The sequence below is a fragment of the Cloacibacterium sp. Arc13 genome, assembly GCF_041431305.1.
GTDB lineage: Bacteria > Bacteroidota > Bacteroidia > Flavobacteriales > Weeksellaceae > Cloacibacterium > Cloacibacterium caeni_B.
In genome coordinates this window covers 54,241-71,624 of the sequence record NZ_JASMRM010000006.1, presented here as the reverse complement: position 1 = coordinate 71,624, position 17,384 = coordinate 54,241, and the positions used below count along the sequence as shown (strand labels likewise).

Below are 17,384 nucleotides of genomic sequence, written 5' to 3'. Positions count from 1 at the left end.
AACTTTATGCTTTTTTTCTAGCAATCTTTTACTTGCAAGAATGACTTGGCTTGCATTTTATATCTTCCATGAGCCTTATTTACAAATTTAACTGAGAAAATTTTATTTGTAAGTCAAATAAATGTTTGGGTTAAAATAATAAACCTCGTTTAAAACTGCTTAAACGAGGTTTAAATTTATATTTTTTGAAGGTTATTTTTCTAAAAAAATAATTGTCAAAAGGTAACTGGTTTTCCGCTGTGTTTATTTAATCATTGATAATTCATTACCTCTAATCATAATCTCATTTGCTTTATTCAGATTCTCTTTCCGTCTTGTTAAGATTTTAATTAAGTAAAGATTTTCTTCTACATTGTCAAGTTTTACAACCTTAATCTGCATTATATATTTTTCGTCAACAAGTATATATTTTTCGTTTGAATTTACAACTTCTCCGTCTATACTATAAATAAATTTATCTTCCTTTTTTAGATGGGTATATTTCGAAATTAATTCACTGATATTAATAAAAGGAGGAGTAAATTTTGTTTTCGTTCTTACAATGATTTTCGAGTCATATTCTTTGTTTTTAAAATTAAATTTTTCTTTTTCAATTTTAATATTTTCAATATGTTCGGGATTTATAGTAGTTAAACTTGCAAGGGAAGTAGGTTGTTCATTAAGTAAAACCAAAGTTTTATTATTTTCCCATCTTTGTGGATAAATGATTTTCGGAATAGTGTCATTAATAGAATATTGACTCTTACTTTGTGAGATTTTCAAGCCATCATTTTTTTGTGCCGAAAAAATCCCAAAAACAGAAAATAAGAGAATTAAAGTCCCAATTTTTTTCATACTTTAACTTTTAATCCAAATATACAAAAGATTTCTTTCGATTAGTTTACTAAAATCTAAAATCTAGAATCTAAAATTTAAAATAATCAACGTCTATTTCCAGAAAGTTCTACCAAATCCAGCATTAAGCCAATTTGATTCACATTGTCGGCGTTGTGATAACGAACATGGGAATAATCAAACCTAAAAGAAGAGATTTTGATTCCAAAGCCAAAACTCAATCCAGAGAAATTTCTTTGGTCCAAAACAGCGAGTTCGTTTCCGCGTTTTACATTATAACCCATTCTAATGTTGAAGGCTTGTTCAGGAAACAATTCGATTCCGCCAGAAAGATGATCCATCAATTTTCTACCAAAACCAACTTCTTTGCCATTAATATCATACGATTGAGAAATATTGAATTGCTGCAAATCATGATAAGTAATGGTGTAAGCTAAAGGAAAATCTGGCAAAATTTTGGTGTAACCGATATCTGCTCGGAAAGGCAATTGTTCTTTGGTTCCGTTGTAAGATTTGATTTGATAGCCAAAATTTCTGAAAACTAGAGCTAAAGTTTCTTTGGATTGTTCATTGTGATAAGTCACTCCAGCATTCGCAGAAATGGCCGAAGAAGTATAATTGTCGATTTTAGAAGTCAGGTAATTCACATTGGCGCCAACCGTGAAATCATCATCAAACTGATAAGCATAACCTACACCAAATGAAGCATCCATTGCAGAAAATTCGCCATTTACATTCCCGAATTCATCTGTTCTAGGTGTCTTTCCGAAGTCTAAAACTCTAGCATTGACGGAAATGAAATGTCCTGCCGTTAAATCTTTCACGTAATTAATGCTTCCTAAATTAGAACCCGCAATGTAAGAACCGTAATTAATCCCGATTCTATTGTCCATGTCTAGATTCATCAAAGCAGGATTGATGGCTGCAAAATTCACGTCATAATCTCTTACAGAAACGGCATCACCACCTAATACAGCTTGTCTGGCAGAAACGGGAACATTGAGAAAAGGATAGACCTTGGTTCCAGTTTGTGCAGAAGCCCATAATGCGAATAAACAGAAGGATGTGGTAAATAGTTTCTTCAAAATTTCAATTATAACTTTGCAAAAATAATTTATTTTACACTTTAACAAAAATTAAATGTGAAAACATAATTCTATTAACGAAATTCTTTACGATTCATTATATTTGCAGTAAATTTATTTTTTGCCTCAAATCTATACTTTTTGAGACACCAATTTTGATAAAAATATAACAATGAAATACAAAAGAGTTCTTTTAAAATTAAGCGGAGAAGCTTTAATGGGTAGCAGACAATACGGAATTGATAATGATCGATTGGTAGAATATGCTAAAGAAATTAAAAAAGTAGTAGATGCAGGCGTAGAATTAGCAATTGTAATAGGAGGAGGAAATATTTTCCGTGGAGTAGCAGGAGCAGCCAAAGGTATGGATAGAGTGCAAGGTGATTATATGGGAATGTTGGCTACCGTAATTAATGGAATGGCGTTACAAGGCGCATTAGAAGACCAAGGCATTAAGACCAGATTGCAATCTGCCATCGAAATGGACAAAGTAGCTGAACCTTTCATCAAAAGAAGAGCAGTAAGACACTTGGAAAAAGGAAGAGTGGTAATTTTCGGAGCAGGAACAGGTAACCCGTATTTCACGACAGATACTGCTGCTACATTGAGAGCAATAGAAATTGGTGCTGATGTAATTCTGAAAGGAACGAGAGTAGATGGAATCTACGATTCTGACCCAGAAAAAAATGCTGATGCAGTAAAATTCAATTCGCTTTCTTATGACGAAGTGTTTGAGAAAGATTTAAAAGTAATGGACATGACTGCATTTACCCTAAGTAAAGAAAATAATTTACCCATCATTGTTTTTGACATGAATAAAGACGGGAATTTATTAAAAGTAGTCTTAGGCGAAGAAGTAGGAACTCTTGTGAATATATAATGTGTAACTTATCAAATTTTCAATATACAATGGAAGAATTAAACATGATTATGGATATGGTAAAGCAAGAAATGGATGCTGCAATTAAGCACCTTGATCACGCTTTCCAAAAAATTAGAGCAGGTAGAGCTTCTACGTCTATGGTTCAAGATGTTGTGGTAGAATATTACGGAGCAATGTCGCCAATCAATCAAGTGGCGAACGTATCTGTTCCAGATGCGATGACGATTTCTATTCAACCATGGGATAGATCAGCGATTAACGCCATTGAAAAAGCGATTATCAATTCTAACCTTGGTTTTGCTCCTTCTAATAATGGAGATACAATTATTCTAAACGTTCCGCCATTAACTGAAGAAAGACGTAGAGATTTAGCAAAACAAGCTAAAGCGGAAACCGAACAAACCAAAGTAACCATCAGAAATGCTAGACATGATGGTATGAAAGAACTTAAAAAATTAGATGGCGTTTCTGAAGACATCATCAAAGATACAGAAGCTAAAATTCAAGAATTGACAGACAAGTATGTGAAATTAGCAGACGAACATCTTAAAGCAAAAGAAACAGATATTTTCAAAATCTAATGCTATAAACATAAGCAAAACAAAAAACTCCAGAATTTCTGGAGTTTTTTTATTATAAAATCTAGAATCTCATATCTAAAATCTCATATCTAGCATCTAGAATCTAGAATTATTGATAACGTTCGTGTTCTCTTTCTTTCACAAATTTGCTCCAAAGAGGCTTGGTCAGTGCTTTGTATTTTTCTACATCGAAAACTTGAGAATCGGTAAGTGCTTTATACGTGAGCCAAACACCAAAAGGAAATAAAACCAAATTAGAAAGCCAAGCTCCGAAATAAGGATTGAGTTTCCCTTTCCAAGTAATATTTTCTACGGTCAAGTTCATCACGTAGAAGACAATAAAAATGATAATTGCAATCACCACAGGTAAACCTACACCTCCTTTTCTGATGATAGAACCTAAACTCGCACCAATCATAAAGAAAATAAGACAAGTAACGGAGTAAGCAATAATCCCTTGCTGATACATGATAATCTTATTGTAATACTTTACAATATCTAAAATTTGGGTATCCTTGTTCTTTTTTTCGTTTTGTAAAAAAGAAATTTTAGTATACGCTTGATAGAGGACTTCTAACCTTTTATCTTCTTTTAATTTTTCTATTGCAAAAGGTTCTGTAGGTTTGGCAGGATTTTTAATTTTGTCGATGTAAGTCACATAATTATTGGTTTGTCCTACCATTTCAGAGTTAATGGAATTAAAACTAAAATCGTTTTCTTTCTTAACCTTTACAATTGTTTTATTAATCTCTTTATAGTTTTGAAAACGGTAATCGTCTGTAATTTTTTCGTCTTCTATGGCTTTGTTGATGACATCACTCACGTCAAAATGCTGAACCAGAGAATCAAATTTTACCGATTGACCAGGCTGTTTCAGTCGTTCTAAATAATTTTTGTCTTGAATATTATCCTCGAAAATATAACCATCATATAAAACCAACTTCAAAAAATTTCTATTCGCAGCAGGTGTAAATTCACCTTTTTTAGCAATAATAGTTCTTTGGTCTTCATAAGCATTGGCCACTTTGTGCACAAAAACGCCTTCTAAATGTTCCCCGTTTTCCCCATAAATTTTGTCAAATTTTACCGTTGCTCCAGGCAATGAATTGATGAATTGTCCTGCGGTAAAGTTGATGGCGGGTTTGGTAGCGGCAATATTGTACATCATGTTTTTGGCCTTCCTCTGAAAATCTGGAATCACATTATTTGAAAACACAAAAAGCATGATAGAGAGTAAAGAAACTACTACAAACAAAGGCATCATAATTCTCGTGAGGGAAATTCCCGCAGATTTCATGGCGGCGAGTTCATAGCGTTCCCCGAAATCTCCAAAAGTCATAATGGAAGCCAAAAGAATCGTGAGTGGTAATACCATTTTGACAACGTTTACACTCAGATAAAACAAGAATTTTACAATTTCCCAATTGCTCAAGCCTTTTCCTGTAAACTGCGAAAGCTGAATCCATACAATATTCACCATAAAGATGAAAAACAGCACGCTGAAAATAAATAGAAACGGCCCGAAAAAGGTTTTTATAATATATTGATCGAGTTTCTTTAACATTTGCCAAAATTATGAAAAAGTCACAAAAGGAATGGCTTTTGTGACTTTAATTTAACTTATTTTTTGAAAATTATAATTCTGTAATGAGGTAATTCTTGTACTTGTTTTTATCAAAGCTGAACGTAGAAGCACTTAAACTTTGGTTTTCTTTGTATTGATTTACGGTAATCACGGCTAAATCATTGCCTGATGAAGTCTGTACAATTTTAGCAATCTGCTTTTTAGGAGTATTGATGTACAAAACAACACTTTTTACTCCATTATCTTTTACAGGAACCATTTTGATGAGGTCTAGACCGCCACTTTTTCCTGCATAAGTTACGGTATATCCTGTTTTGTATTCATCAAGGTAGTTGATAGGTGAAAGCGCTTTTTCTGAACCATTCGGCTGAGCAATCGTCACTTCTTGGTCTTCTTTAGAAATGTTGTACACTTTTTTTCCGTCAAAAATCTGCTCATTTCCCATGATATTCAGTTTATACTGAGTAGGAGTAGAGTAGAAGATTCCCGTTTCGGTTTTGCTCACTTTTCCAGTTCCCGTTCCGTAAGAAAACTTGAAGTACGTATTTTTTTTGGCTTTGTAATTTTTAGAAACGGTTTCTAAAATGGTTTTGGCTTTAGCATCTACTTTTTGTGCGAATGAAAAGGTAAAACTTCCAACCAAAGCACTTGCTAATATAATCTTGTTAAAATATTTCATGTTTTTATTTTTAATGATTCTTGGTCATTATTTCAAAAAGCGAGCCAAGAAGTTTTAAAGAGTGTTAAATGTTTTGAAAGAAAAACTTAAAAATTTTTCAGTTTTTTCCAATGGAAATAATTTTTATCTATTGCTTTTTTGACTTTTTCATAATTTGAAAATGAATTTTCATATTCGAAAATAGAGTTTTGATTATTGTCTAAAGTTTTAACATAATCATCAAAATATTGATTTGAAAGGTAATAATATTCTGCAAAAAATTTTCCTTCATTGTTTAAATCAGAAAACCATAATTTACCATCTAAAAAATTAAAAAGAAAATCTCTACCTGTTATTTTTCTGTTTAAAACATTTTGAAGACCATCCGTTAAATCATTCTTATGTTCATCATTTATAAGATTGTTTTCTATAATCCAATGAACAAAAAAACCTATATGAGTTGCCGAATTTTCTTTTGGTAAATTCGAAGGAAAATTTTCATTCAAATGCCAATCATATCTATCAATAGAACTCATTTTTCATTTTTTAAACTTCTAACATCTAAAATCTAACATCTAGCATCTAACATCTTGCATCCATCATCCCACTTCCAACAAAATTACTTTCTCAATTCTTCCAAGAAACTTTCCAAAGAATTTAAATCAGAAATCATGACTTCTCTTGCTTTTGCACCGTTGAACCCGCCTACAATTCCTGCAGCTTCTAATTGGTCCATAATTCTACCAGCTCTGTTATAGCCCAATTTTAATTGTCTCTGAAGCATAGAAGTAGAACCTTGTTGTGTAGAAACAATAATTCTCGCCGCTTCTTCGAAGAGTTGGTCTTTTTCATTCGGGTCAAAACTTCCCACTGTAGAAGTGGTTTCTTCCCCTGAATATTCTGGCAACATAAATGCAGAAGCGTAACCTTTTTGTTCGCCAATGTATTCTGCAATTTTCTCCACTTCTGGAGTATCTACAAATGCACATTGCAATCTCAATAAGTCATTTCCGTTAAAATACAACATGTCACCTTTTCCTATCAATTGTTCTGCACCTGTAGAATCTAAAATCGTTCTGGAATCTACAGAAGAAATCACTCTAAACGCTGCTCTCGCTGGGAAATTGGCTTTAATCATCCCTGTAATGACGTTTACAGATGGTCTTTGTGTCGCTACAATCAAGTGAATTCCTACTGCTCTTGCCAATTGAGCTAATCTGGCAATTGGGAGTTCTACTTCTTTTCCTGCCGTCATGATAAGGTCTGCAAATTCGTCTACTACAAGTACGATGTAAGGCATGTAACGGTGACCGTTTTCAGGATTCAATTTGCGCTCCGTGAATTTCTTATTGTATTCCTTAATATTTTTACAAAAAGCATTTTTCAGCAAATCATAACGCGTATCCATCTCTATACAAAGAGAGTTCAGAGTGTTAATTACTTTATGCGTATCCGTAATAATAGCGTCTTCACCATCTGGAAGTTTTGCCAAGTAATGTCTTTCTATTTTTGAATAGAGCGAAAGTTCTACTTTTTTAGGGTCTACCATCACAAATTTTAATTCACTAGGATGTTTTTTGTAAAGCAGTGAAGTAAGAATGGCGTTAATCCCTACAGATTTTCCTTGTCCAGTTGCTCCTGCCATCAATAAGTGAGGCATTTTGGCTAAATCTGCCACGAAAACTTCATTAGAAATAGTTTTCCCGAAAACTACTGGCAAATCCATATCTGCATTTTGGAATTTCGGAGAAGAAATAACACTTCGCATAGAAACCATCGAAGGATTTTTGCGTGGAACTTCTATTCCTATCGTTCCCTTTCCTGGCATTGGTGCGATAATTCTGATTCCTAGAGCAGATAAATTCAAGGCGATGTCATCCTGTAATTTTTTAATGGCCGCTACTCTGATTCCCGCTTCTGGAACAATTTCGTAAAGCGTAACAGTAGGACCAATCGTTGCTTTAATTTCCGCAATGCCTACGTTGAAGTTTTTCAGCAAGCCAACGATTTTATTTTTATTATCTTCGAGTTCGTCTTTATTAATGGCGATTTCTTCGTTGCCATATTCTCTTAAAAGTTCAATTTTTGGCATTTGGAAATTCGCCAAATCCAATTTATGGTCATACAAACCGTGTTTGTCTACCAAATCCTTAGCTTTTCTTTCAGAATCGTCTAAATCTTCCTTCACTTCTTCAATGCTGAAAGCAATATTGTCTGCAGGTTTTGCAGGCGTTTCTTCTTTTTGAAAACTAAAACCCGTAGGTTCTAAATCTTTCTCCTTTGTCATGTTGAGCGGAGTTGAAACATCTGTCTTAGGAACTTCAAAACCTGTTTGATGAGGTGTTTTAATGGTTTCAAAAGTTTCTGTTTTAGGAGCTTCTACTTCTGAAGTGACTTTTAGATTTTCAAAATGGGGTTCTTCTTTCAGTTCTTTGTCTGCTTCGAAATCTTCATCTGCATCATAATCTGGGGCAAACTTATCTTTAATCGAATCGATTTGATTTTTGATAGAACTCGGTCTTAGATTAAATTCTAAAACAAAATACAAGATAATCGCCGCTAAAAGCGTTATCCACAATCCGAAATCACCAATAATAGAGGCCAAATATTCTTGAATTTCATTCCCAAAAACGCCACTTAATGTTCCGTTTCCTTTGGTGATGGCACCCATAAGAATAGGTAGCCAACAAAGAAAAAAGAGAGAGTGAGAAAGGGTTTTCCAGATTTTAAAATAGTTTTTCTTCAGAATTTGGAAACCTAAAACCATCATCAAAAAAGCCACAATGAATGCAGCAATCCCGATACTGTCGAAAATAAAAATATTCCCGAGCCAATCTCCCACTTTTCCAAAAATATTAGAAGATTTAATGCTTTTATCCAGCATGGCACCGGTCTGACTTTGGTTAGCCTTCCAGTTTAGTAAATAAGATGCGAAAGATAGTGCAAACACTACCGATAAAAACAAAAATAAAAGTCCGAAAAAAATTCTGGGTTTAGAAAGCGTCTTGCTTTCTTCTACCTCTTGTCTATTGTTAGATGCTAATTTTGCCATAATGTGATAACACGCAAAGGTAATATTTTATATGAAAAATGAAAACATTTGAAATCGTTTTTTGATTTTAAAAATAGTAACTTTTTAGCTAGAAATAGCATTTAATTTTCTGATTTTGAGGTCTTCAAATAGAAAATGAGGATTTGTCTTTTAAGCGATTGAATTTTTATACAGAGAAATCAAATGGTTCAATGAACCAAAGAAGTTAAAAAAAACAAAAATTTTATAAAAATTTTAACACAGTTATAGATAAAATCCAACTATCAAAATTCGCTAATTCAATTTATAGAATGTATTTTTGTGCAGTTTAAAAATCTATAATGAAAAAACTGATTAATATTCTGATTTCTACGAGAACAATGGCTGTTTTATTGTTCGTTTATGCTTTTGCAATGGCTTATGCCACTTTTGTAGAAAACGATTTCGGAACACCTACTGCTAAGGCTTTAATCTATGAAGCAAAATGGTTCGAAGTAGTAATGATTTTACTTATTCTTAACTTTATTGGTAATATTAATAGATACAGACTTTGGAAAAGAGAAAAATGGCCGTTATTGGTGTTTCACTTGGCTTTTGTCTTTATTTTTATTGGGGGTGCAATCACTCGTTACATCAGTTACGAAGGGCAAATGCACATCAGAGAAGGAGAAACTTCTAACGAAATCATTACCGATAAAAATTTCTTTAAAATTCAAATCGAAAGAGGTGGCGACCGTTTAAGCTATGCCGAAATTCCTTATATGATGGCTTCTCAAGAACCATTAATTGCGAAAATTATTCCACACAGATTTAAGGCAAAATATGATTTCCATGGTGAACTTGTTCAAGTAGAACAGTTGGAATATATTCAGAGAAAAAAAGACAGTTTAGTTGTCAGCGATTCAGGGAAAGAATATCTTCATTTGGTTTCAACCAATGATAATGGAAGAGAAGATATTTATTTGGGTTCTGGTGATGTAAAAAGCATCAATGGATTCCTAGTTTCTTTCAATAAAGGTATAGAAGGTGCAGTAGAATTTAAACAAGAAAACGGAAATCTATTCATCAAAACGCCTGTAGAAGCTAATTACATGACCATGGCAACTCAAGCTACTGGTGTTACTAAGAAAGATGAATTCCAGCCATTGGCTTTGAGAAGTCTTTATACCATCGAAAATTTAAAATTGGTAGTTCCAGAACCATTGAAAAAAGGAAATCTAATTGCGTATTCTGGAGATAAAAAAAGAGACCAAAACGTTCCTGATATGTTAAAAGTTTTGGTAAAAGGTCCTAAAACAGAACAAACCATCGATTTGTCAGTAGAAAAAGGAAATCCTAACGCATTTAAACAAATGACAATTGACGGATTAAACATAATTCTTGGGTTCGGTCCGAAAGTATATCAAACTCCATTTGCTTTGAAATTAGATGATTTTGTCATGGAAACTTACCCAGGAAGTGATTCTCCATCTGCTTATGAATCACACGTACAAATAGTAGACGAAGGCAAACAAACGCCTTATAAAATTTATATGAACCACGTTTTAAACCACAAAGGATATAGATTCTTCCAAGCAAGTTTTGACCCAGACAGACAAGGAACCGTACTATCGGTAAACCACGATTTCTGGGGAACTTTGGTAACATATATTGGCTATGCATTCTTATTTTTAGGATTGTTTGTAGCACTTTTCTGGAAAGGAACACACTTCTGGAAACTGAACCAATCTCTAAAAGACATGGCGAAAAAGAAAGTAGCGATTTTCCTTTTATTGTTCTCAATGGTTGGGTTAAATGCTCAAGAGCATCAACATAAAGAAGGAGAAGTTCATGCTGAAGCTGCGCCAACTTCTCAACCGCAAAGTGTGCCTCAACAAATGGTTCATGCTGAAATTTCTAAAGAGCATGCTGATAAATTCGGGTATCTTCTCGTGCAAGGTTTTGACGGAAGAATTGAACCGATGAATACTCAAGCGTTAGATGTTTTGAGAAAATTAGCCAAAAAAGAAAAATGGGGAGAACTCAATGCGAACCAGTGGTTCTTGTCGATTAACATCAATCCGATGGCTTGGATGAATGATAAAATCATCAAAATCGGAACAAAAGGTGGCGAAGAATTGAAGAAAAAAACCAAAGCTGATGACGAAGGATATACTTCTATGATGAATCTTTTCGTAACCGATGCGATGGGAATGCCTAAATTCATTTTGGAAGAAGATTTCAATACGGCTTTTAGAAAAAAACCAGCGGAACAAAGCAATTATGATAAAGAAGTGATTTCTGTAAACGAAAGAGTACAAGTATTCTACGGATTGCTTTCTGGACAATATTTCAGAGTAGTTCCTATTCAAAACGACCCAAATCATACTTGGAACTCTTGGCTAGATGCAGAACAAAAAGCAGATGCACAAGCACAAAACGTGATTGCGCCTTATTTCATCAGCGTAGTAGATGCTTCTAGAAATGGAGATTGGACAAAAGCAGACGAAGCGCTAACAAAAATTCAAGAATATCAAAAAACTTGGGGTAAAAATGTACTTCCAGATGAGAGCAAAGTGAGCCTTGAGGTTTTCATGAACAAAGCAAATCTTAACTTTTGGTTGTTGATTTTCTATACGATGGTTGGCGGTTTATTAATTGTTTTAGGATTTATAGAACTTTTCAAGCCAAACAAAATATTACACAAAGTAATTAAATCTATCATTTACATTGGAGTAGTAGGGTATTTTCTCCACTTTTTAGGGTTAATTGCAAGATGGTATATTTCTGGTCACGCTCCTTGGAGTAATGGTTACGAAGCCATTGTATTTATTTCTTGGGTGGGAATTTCAGCAGGTTTAATGCTGTATAGAAATGCGAATGCACTCATTCCAGCTGCAGGATTTATGGTAGCGGTAATCATGATGGGATTTGCACATGGAGGTTCTCAATTAGACCCACAAATCACACCTTTAGTTCCAGTGTTGAAATCATATTGGTTAATTATTCACGTGGCGATTATTACCAGCAGTTATGGTTTCTTCGCTTTGTCAATGATTATTGCAGTGATTTCATTGTTTTTCTATATCATTTCAAGTAAAAATACATTTGATAAACATGACCATTCTACGATTAAAGAATTAACCATCGTTTCAGAAATGTCCCTAACCATTGGATTATTTGCATTAACCGTTGGAAATTTCTTAGGTGGAATTTGGGCAAATGAATCATGGGGTAGATATTGGAGCTGGGACCCGAAAGAAACTTGGGCATTCATTTCTATCATTGTGTATGCATTTGTATTGCACATGAGATTGGTTCCAGGGTTGAGAGGAAGATACGCCTTCCACTTAATGACCATGTTCGCATTCTGTAGTATGGTAATGACTTATTTTGGAGTAAATTATTACCTTTCTGGATTGCATTCTTATGCAGCAGGAGATCCTATTCCTGTTCCAGCTTGGGTGTACATCAGTATTGGAGTAATGACGGCATTAGGTTTAGGTGCTTATTACAAGTACAAAAAACTGACGGCAAAATAATATAAAATTCAAACCTTTATCTTTAATTTTGATAAAGGTTTTTTAATAATAATTGTAATGGAAAAGAAATATAAAATTCAGAAAAATCCTTTTGTAGTTCCTACTACAGATGGTAAATTGATTCAAGAACATTGGGGAAATTCTACAGGGAATTCAGAAATTTCTATTGCACACATGATTGCGCCACCACATTGGAGCGAACCGTATCAAACGCCAGAATTTGATGAATTTACCATCATTGTGAGAGGAAAAAAACAGTTTGAAATTGACGGGGAATTAGTAGTTTTAGAAGCTGGACAAAGCATTTTAATCCAAAAAGGGGCAAGAATTCGTTACAGCAACCCTTTCGAAGAAGAGTGCGAATATTTAGCCATCTGTTTGCCTGCTTTTTCAATGGATTTGGTGAACAGGGACGAATAAAGTATTCAAAATTACACCCTTTAGGGAAGGGGAAAATAATTTTGAATATATAGCCATCTGTTTGCCTGCTTTTTCCATGGATTTGGTGAATAGGGAAGGATAGAGTATTTAAAATTACGCCTTGTAGAAAAGAGAAATAATTTTGAGAAAGTTTTTTTATTAATAAAAGATATAAAAATTCACAAAAAATTAATTCTATTGATTGCATAATATTATATTTTTGTAAAAAAGTTAAAAATTTGATTTCATATACCATTTATCAAAATTCTGAAAGTGCAGAATGGGTGACCTTTGTTCATGGAGCGGGAGGAAGTTCCTCTATTTGGTTCAAACAAATCCGCGAATTTCAGAAGAAGTTTAATGTCTTATTGCTCGATTTACGCGGACACGGAAGTTCTAATAAATTAAAGGCTAAGAAATACACCTTTCAATCTATTGCGCATGATATTTTAGAAGTTATAGACCATCTTAAAATCAAAAGTTCTCATTTTGTGGGGATTTCTTTAGGTTCTATTGTGATTCGTCAGTTGGCAGAAATGCGTCCAGAACGAGTAAAATCAATGGTAATGGGAGGAGCCATTCTGAAAATGAATTTCCGCTCGCAGATTTTAATGAAAATCGGCAATATTTTTAAATACATTTTACCATATTTGGTTTTGTATCGTCTCTTTGCCTTCATTATTATGCCCAAGAAAAATCATAAATCTTCTCGAAATCTCTTTATCAATGAGGCAAAGAAATTATACCAAAAAGAATTTATCAAGTGGTTTAAATTGACAACAGAAATCAATCCTATTCTGCGTTGGTTCAGACAAAAGGAACTGAATATTCCTACTTTTTATGTGATGGGAGAAGAAGATTATATGTTTTTGCCTTCGGTGAAAGAAGTGGTAAAAAACCACGAAAAAACATCGAGTTTATTGGTGATCGAAAACTGCGGTCACGTAGTCAATGTAGATGCTCCACATGTTTTCAACAGCAAAGTGATTCGATTTTTAGAATCCCTCAAAAGATCTTAAATTCATTTATCACTCAACATGCACCACAAGTCATCACATTATCAAATAATAAATCTACAAAATGAGTTTTGTAGATTTTTTTTATGGTCAAACTTCCAAAATACAGGATATTTTAAAAATAATTCTTATTTTTGACTTCATTTTTAGATAAAATTTATGAAGTCACTCGATAAATTAGATTACAAAATCCTCAATATTCTGCAAGAAGATAACACGATTGCCATCAAAGATTTGGCAGAAAGAATTGGTTTATCTTTCACACCCACTTATGAAAGAGTAAAATCTCTCAAAAACAATGGAATCATCAAGAAATATGTAGCCATCGTAGATAGAGAAAAAGTAGGGTACGAGTTGGTAGCGTATTGCAACGTCACCATTAAAAATAAATCAGTAGAAATTTTGAGAGATTTCGAGGAAAAACTCAATAAATGTCCTGAAATAGTAGAAGTAGTGAGTGTTTCTGGTGTGTATGATTACATGATTAAAATTGTAACCAAAAACATCAAAGAATACAATGATTTTGTAGAAAAAACATTTACCAATTATCCACACATCGGCGATTATCACAGCAGTATTGTACTGTGTACGGTAAAAGAAGAAACCAAAATTTTCTTGTAAATTTTGAAATAAAAGATAGAAAGTCACATCATCACGATGTGACTTTTTTGATGGAATATGTTTTTGATGAATTTAAAATTCTAATCCCAAATTTTTAAGTTCGGTTTCTAAATTGATATTTTCATTCACATGAACCGTGATGAAATCTAAACTTTTTGCCGTTTCGATGTTGTGGAAATTATCATCGATAAAAACAGATTCTTCTGCTTTTATTTGATAACGGTCGAGGAGAACTTCCCAAATTTTAGGATTCGGTTTGATGAGTTTTTCTTCGCCTGAAACTACGATTTTTCCTTCAAAAACATTGAAAAATTCATAATTAGCCAAAGCGTAAGGGAAAAACTCTGCCGACCAATTCGTAAGCCCGAAAAGTTCATATTTTCCTTTTAATCTTTGTAAAACACTCACGTTTTCTGGAATGTCTGAACGCAACATGATGTGCCAGTTTTCATAATACGCCAATATCTCTTTTTCCCATTCTGGATGCTTAGAAATGAGCAAAGCATTGGCTTCAGCTACGCTTCTGCCTCGGTCTTGTTCCGCATTCCATTCATTGGTAGCGATATTTCCCAAGAAATATTCCATTTTCTCGTCGTCATTGAAATAATCTCTGAAAAAATAACGCGGGTCCCAATCCATAACCACTCCGCCAAAATCAAAGATGATATTTTTGATATTCATGTTTTTCTTATTTTAAAATTCTACATTTTCGAAATGATAGTTTCCATTTTCAAATCTCGCAGCAATATGCTGTAAACCATTGCTCAAAATAATTTTTTCAGCACCAATCACCGAATTGTATCGGGCAATTTGTTCAAAAGTTTGTTCGGTAAGGGTAATGTGCGGTGCTTTGAGTTCTACCAAAATTTTAGGCGCTGTTTTTTCGGTAATCAAGAGGTCTATTCTCTTAATCGTTCCGTTTAATTCTAGTTTTTTTTCTAGGATTAATGCAGATTTTGCATACTTTTTTATCTGGGTGAAATAGTGTACGAAATGCTGTCTTACCCACTCTTCAGGAGTGAGAACCAGCCAAGATTTCCTTACCATATCATAAATAAAAAACGTATCTTTGTCTCGCTTGATATCAAAAACAAAATCTTCTTTAAAATTTAATTTCGGCAGCTGCATTCAGATGAAAGAATTAGAACAGATTTTCAAACATATTAAAAATAGGGAATTTTTACCCATCTACTTTTTCCATGGCGAAGAAGCTTTTTTTATAGACGCAGCTGTAAAAGCATTAGAAAATGATGTGCTTACAGAAGACGAAAAAGCTTTTAACCAAACCGTAGTCTATGGCAAAGATACCAATTATAATGATATTTTGGCACTTTCTAGACAGTATCCTATGATGGGAGACAAGCAACTCATCATCGTAAAAGAAGCACAAGACTTAAAATTAAACGAAGACGAATCTAGAATTTTAGAAAACTACGCCACAAATCCTGTAGAATCTACCATTCTGGTCTTTGCGCACAAGCATAAAAAAGTAGACAGCCGAAAAAAAGTGTTCAAAGTTCTAGACAAAGCAAATATGCTCTTTCACAGCGAACCTGTAAAAGATTATAACTTGGCGAAATGGATAGAAGACGAATCTAAAAACCTTCAAATAAAACTAGCGCCAGGAATTGCTCAACTATTGGCAGATTACTTGGGAAATGACCTTTCTAGAATTTCCAATGAGCTCAATAAAATGAAATTGGTGCTGAAAGAAGGAGAAGTTTTAGATGGTAAATTGGTAGAAACGCACATTGGAATTTCTAAGGAATTTAATGTTTTTGAATTGCAAAAAGCACTCGGTAAGAAAGACAGCAATCAAGCCTTCAAAATTGCGTATTACATGGGAAAAAATCCCAAAACCAATCCTATTGTCATGACCATAGGAAATCTCTATAATTTTTTCAGCAATGTGGTGATGTATCATACCGTAGCGAATCAAGGCCAAAGTCTTATTGCTTCGGCATTGGGTGTGAATCCTTATTTTGTGAAAGATTATGCAGAAGCGGCGAGAAATTATCCGTTGAAATTTTCGACCAGGATTATCTCCGTTTTGAGGGAAATTGATTTAAAATCAAAAGGTCTAGGTGCGGTAAATATGGAGGAAAGTGAACTCTTAAAAGAAATGGTCTACAAAATTGTAAACATTGATAAAATCAAAAGCTAAAAATGATTAAAAATATCTGGAAACAAATCATTTTACTCATTCTTCGTTTACAAGGCGAAGCAGATACCAGTCGGTACAAAGTCATTAAAACCAAAAATAATATTTTGGTTTCCCTAAGAAACGAATTCAAAAATTTTTTACTCATCACCATCGGTGTATTTTCTGCAGGTTTCGGTTTCAAAGGATTTCTTTTGACCAATAAATTTATAGATGGTGGCGCAACTGGGATTTCGTTATTGGTTTCAGCATTGACAGAAATTCCGATTTATTACTTGATTCCGCTCATCAACTTGCCTTTCATTATTATGGGGCACAAAACCGTGGGAATCAATTTTGCAGTGAAAACAGCGCTCGCAATTGGTGGTTTAGCATTGGTTTTAGCCAACGTAGACTTCCCAAATGTGACCAATGATAATATTCTAGTGGCGGTTTTTGGTGGTTTCTTTTTAGGAGCCGGAATCGGTTTGTCTATTAGAGGAGGTGCTGTAATTGATGGAACTGAAGTTTTAGCATTATATTTAAGTAAAAAATTAGGGACAACCATTGGAGACATTATCATCATTATCAATGTAATGATTTTCTCTGCTGCAGCCTACTTTTTAGGCGTAGAAATCGCTTTGTATTCTATGATTACGTATTTATCGGCTTCAAAAACACTCGATTTTATTGTAGAAGGAATTGAAGAATACATTGGGGTAACCATCGTTTCTTCAAAATGTGATGAGATTAAAGAAATGATTTACAATAAACTAGGAAGAGGAGTTACCGTTTATAATGGCAAAAAAGGCTTCGGAAAACGAGGAATGAAAGAAGATAGCGACATTATTTTTACCGTGATTACCCGTTTAGAAGTGAGCAAACTGACCACGGAATTAGAGAAAATTGCACCAACCGCATTCGTGGTGATGCACACGGTAAAAGATACCAAAGGCGGAATGATTAAGAAAAGACCATTGAAACATTAATTTCAACTTTTCATTATATA

The 17,384-nt window shown here is 33.8% G+C and carries 16 protein-coding genes; 8 read left to right on the top strand and 8 right to left on the bottom strand.

Annotated features, from left to right (window positions below):
* Positions 1–243: 243 nt before the first annotated feature.
* On the bottom strand, positions 244–834 hold the full coding sequence (locus tag QO190_RS06420) for a hypothetical protein (RefSeq protein WP_213188970.1): 591 nt from the start codon (positions 832–834) through the stop codon (positions 244–246).
* 86 nt (positions 835–920) lie between these two features.
* A complete protein-coding gene (gene porQ / locus QO190_RS06415; protein WP_213188971.1) occupies positions 921–1,919 on the bottom strand; it encodes a type IX secretion system protein PorQ in 999 nt (332 codons plus the stop codon).
* Positions 1,920–2,091: 172 nt separating this feature from the next.
* Between porQ and pyrH the strand changes: the two genes are divergently transcribed.
* Entirely contained in the window at positions 2,092–2,799 is a 708-nt protein-coding gene (gene pyrH, locus QO190_RS06410) for a UMP kinase (RefSeq protein WP_069796895.1), read from the top strand.
* 29 nt (positions 2,800–2,828) lie between these two features.
* The gene (gene frr / locus QO190_RS06405) at positions 2,829–3,383 is read left to right on the top strand and encodes a ribosome recycling factor (RefSeq protein WP_213196266.1); all 555 of its coding nucleotides are present in this window, start codon (positions 2,829–2,831) and stop codon (positions 3,381–3,383) included.
* Between the two features lie 109 nt (positions 3,384–3,492).
* On the opposite strand, the gene QO190_RS06400 is transcribed toward frr, so the two are convergent.
* The 4 genes from QO190_RS06400 to QO190_RS06385 all read right to left on the bottom strand — a co-directional run bounded on the left by QO190_RS06400 (position 3,493) and on the right by QO190_RS06385 (position 8,678).
* Positions 3,493–4,947, bottom strand: a complete 1,455-nt coding sequence (locus tag QO190_RS06400) for an LptF/LptG family permease (RefSeq protein ID WP_371461583.1) — start codon at positions 4,945–4,947, stop codon at positions 3,493–3,495.
* Positions 4,948–5,017: 70 nt separating this feature from the next.
* Positions 5,018–5,647 carry an outer-membrane lipoprotein carrier protein LolA gene (locus tag QO190_RS06395; RefSeq protein WP_213188973.1) on the bottom strand — a complete coding sequence of 210 codons (630 nt, stop codon included), beginning with the start codon at positions 5,645–5,647 and terminating at the stop codon, positions 5,018–5,020.
* 86 nt (positions 5,648–5,733) lie between these two features.
* Positions 5,734–6,162, bottom strand: coding sequence for a hypothetical protein (locus QO190_RS06390; protein ID WP_371461582.1), 429 nt, complete (start codon positions 6,160–6,162; stop codon positions 5,734–5,736).
* An 83-nt stretch (positions 6,163–6,245) separates the two neighbouring features.
* Positions 6,246–8,678 carry a DNA translocase FtsK 4TM domain-containing protein gene (locus QO190_RS06385; protein ID WP_371461581.1) on the bottom strand — a complete coding sequence of 811 codons (2,433 nt, stop codon included), beginning with the start codon at positions 8,676–8,678 and terminating at the stop codon, positions 6,246–6,248.
* Positions 8,679–8,998: 320 nt separating this feature from the next.
* On the opposite strand from QO190_RS06385, the gene ccsB reads away from it, so the two are divergent.
* The 4 genes from ccsB to QO190_RS06365 all read left to right on the top strand — a co-directional run bounded on the left by ccsB (position 8,999) and on the right by QO190_RS06365 (position 14,235).
* Complete coding sequence (gene ccsB, locus QO190_RS06380) at positions 8,999–12,178, top strand: c-type cytochrome biogenesis protein CcsB (RefSeq protein WP_371461580.1); 3,180 nt, start codon at positions 8,999–9,001, stop codon at positions 12,176–12,178.
* Positions 12,179–12,235: 57 nt separating this feature from the next.
* Complete coding sequence (locus QO190_RS06375) at positions 12,236–12,598, top strand: cupin domain-containing protein (protein ID WP_371461579.1); 363 nt, start codon at positions 12,236–12,238, stop codon at positions 12,596–12,598.
* 239 nt (positions 12,599–12,837) lie between these two features.
* Positions 12,838–13,617 carry an alpha/beta fold hydrolase gene (locus QO190_RS06370; protein WP_371461578.1) on the top strand — a complete coding sequence of 260 codons (780 nt, stop codon included), beginning with the start codon at positions 12,838–12,840 and terminating at the stop codon, positions 13,615–13,617.
* Positions 13,618–13,773: 156 nt separating this feature from the next.
* On the top strand, positions 13,774–14,235 hold the full coding sequence (locus QO190_RS06365) for an Lrp/AsnC family transcriptional regulator (protein WP_069796477.1): 462 nt from the start codon (positions 13,774–13,776) through the stop codon (positions 14,233–14,235).
* A 72-nt stretch (positions 14,236–14,307) separates the two neighbouring features.
* Here the strand turns inward: QO190_RS06365 and QO190_RS06360 are convergent, their stop codons facing one another.
* The gene (locus QO190_RS06360) at positions 14,308–14,916 is read right to left on the bottom strand and encodes an HAD family hydrolase (protein ID WP_371461576.1); all 609 of its coding nucleotides are present in this window, start codon (positions 14,914–14,916) and stop codon (positions 14,308–14,310) included.
* 12 nt (positions 14,917–14,928) lie between these two features.
* Positions 14,929–15,363, bottom strand: coding sequence for a type I restriction enzyme HsdR N-terminal domain-containing protein (locus tag QO190_RS06355; protein WP_371461574.1), 435 nt, complete (start codon positions 15,361–15,363; stop codon positions 14,929–14,931).
* 4 nt (positions 15,364–15,367) lie between these two features.
* On the opposite strand from QO190_RS06355, the gene holA reads away from it, so the two are divergent.
* Both holA and QO190_RS06345 read left to right on the top strand, forming a co-directional pair.
* Positions 15,368–16,399 carry a DNA polymerase III subunit delta gene (gene holA / locus QO190_RS06350; protein WP_371461573.1) on the top strand — a complete coding sequence of 344 codons (1,032 nt, stop codon included), beginning with the start codon at positions 15,368–15,370 and terminating at the stop codon, positions 16,397–16,399.
* Positions 16,400–16,401: 2 nt separating this feature from the next.
* Complete coding sequence (locus tag QO190_RS06345) at positions 16,402–17,364, top strand: YitT family protein (RefSeq protein WP_371461571.1); 963 nt, start codon at positions 16,402–16,404, stop codon at positions 17,362–17,364.
* Positions 17,365–17,384: the final 20 nt, after the last annotated feature.

Bases quoted from the DNA above. Each gene is read 5' to 3' on its own strand.
- QO190_RS06420 (WP_213188970.1), bottom strand. From the start codon at position 834: ATGAAAAAAATTGGGACTTTAATTCTCTTATTTTCTGTTTTTGGGATT.
- pyrH (WP_069796895.1), top strand. From the start codon at position 2,092: ATGAAATACAAAAGAGTTCTTTTAAAATTAAGCGGAGAAGCTTTAATG.
- frr (WP_213196266.1), top strand. From the start codon at position 2,829: ATGGAAGAATTAAACATGATTATGGATATGGTAAAGCAAGAAATGGAT.
- QO190_RS06400 (WP_371461583.1), bottom strand. From the start codon at position 4,947: ATGTTAAAGAAACTCGATCAATATATTATAAAAACCTTTTTCGGGCCG.
- QO190_RS06395 (WP_213188973.1), bottom strand. From the start codon at position 5,647: ATGAAATATTTTAACAAGATTATATTAGCAAGTGCTTTGGTTGGAAGT.
- QO190_RS06390 (WP_371461582.1), bottom strand. From the start codon at position 6,162: ATGAGTTCTATTGATAGATATGATTGGCATTTGAATGAAAATTTTCCT.
- QO190_RS06385 (WP_371461581.1), bottom strand. From the start codon at position 8,678: ATGGCAAAATTAGCATCTAACAATAGACAAGAGGTAGAAGAAAGCAAG.
- ccsB (WP_371461580.1), top strand. From the start codon at position 8,999: ATGAAAAAACTGATTAATATTCTGATTTCTACGAGAACAATGGCTGTT.
- QO190_RS06375 (WP_371461579.1), top strand. From the start codon at position 12,236: ATGGAAAAGAAATATAAAATTCAGAAAAATCCTTTTGTAGTTCCTACT.
- QO190_RS06365 (WP_069796477.1), top strand. From the start codon at position 13,774: ATGAAGTCACTCGATAAATTAGATTACAAAATCCTCAATATTCTGCAA.
- QO190_RS06360 (WP_371461576.1), bottom strand. From the start codon at position 14,916: ATGAATATCAAAAATATCATCTTTGATTTTGGCGGAGTGGTTATGGAT.
- QO190_RS06355 (WP_371461574.1), bottom strand. From the start codon at position 15,363: ATGCAGCTGCCGAAATTAAATTTTAAAGAAGATTTTGTTTTTGATATC.
- holA (WP_371461573.1), top strand. From the start codon at position 15,368: ATGAAAGAATTAGAACAGATTTTCAAACATATTAAAAATAGGGAATTT.
- QO190_RS06345 (WP_371461571.1), top strand. From the start codon at position 16,402: ATGATTAAAAATATCTGGAAACAAATCATTTTACTCATTCTTCGTTTA.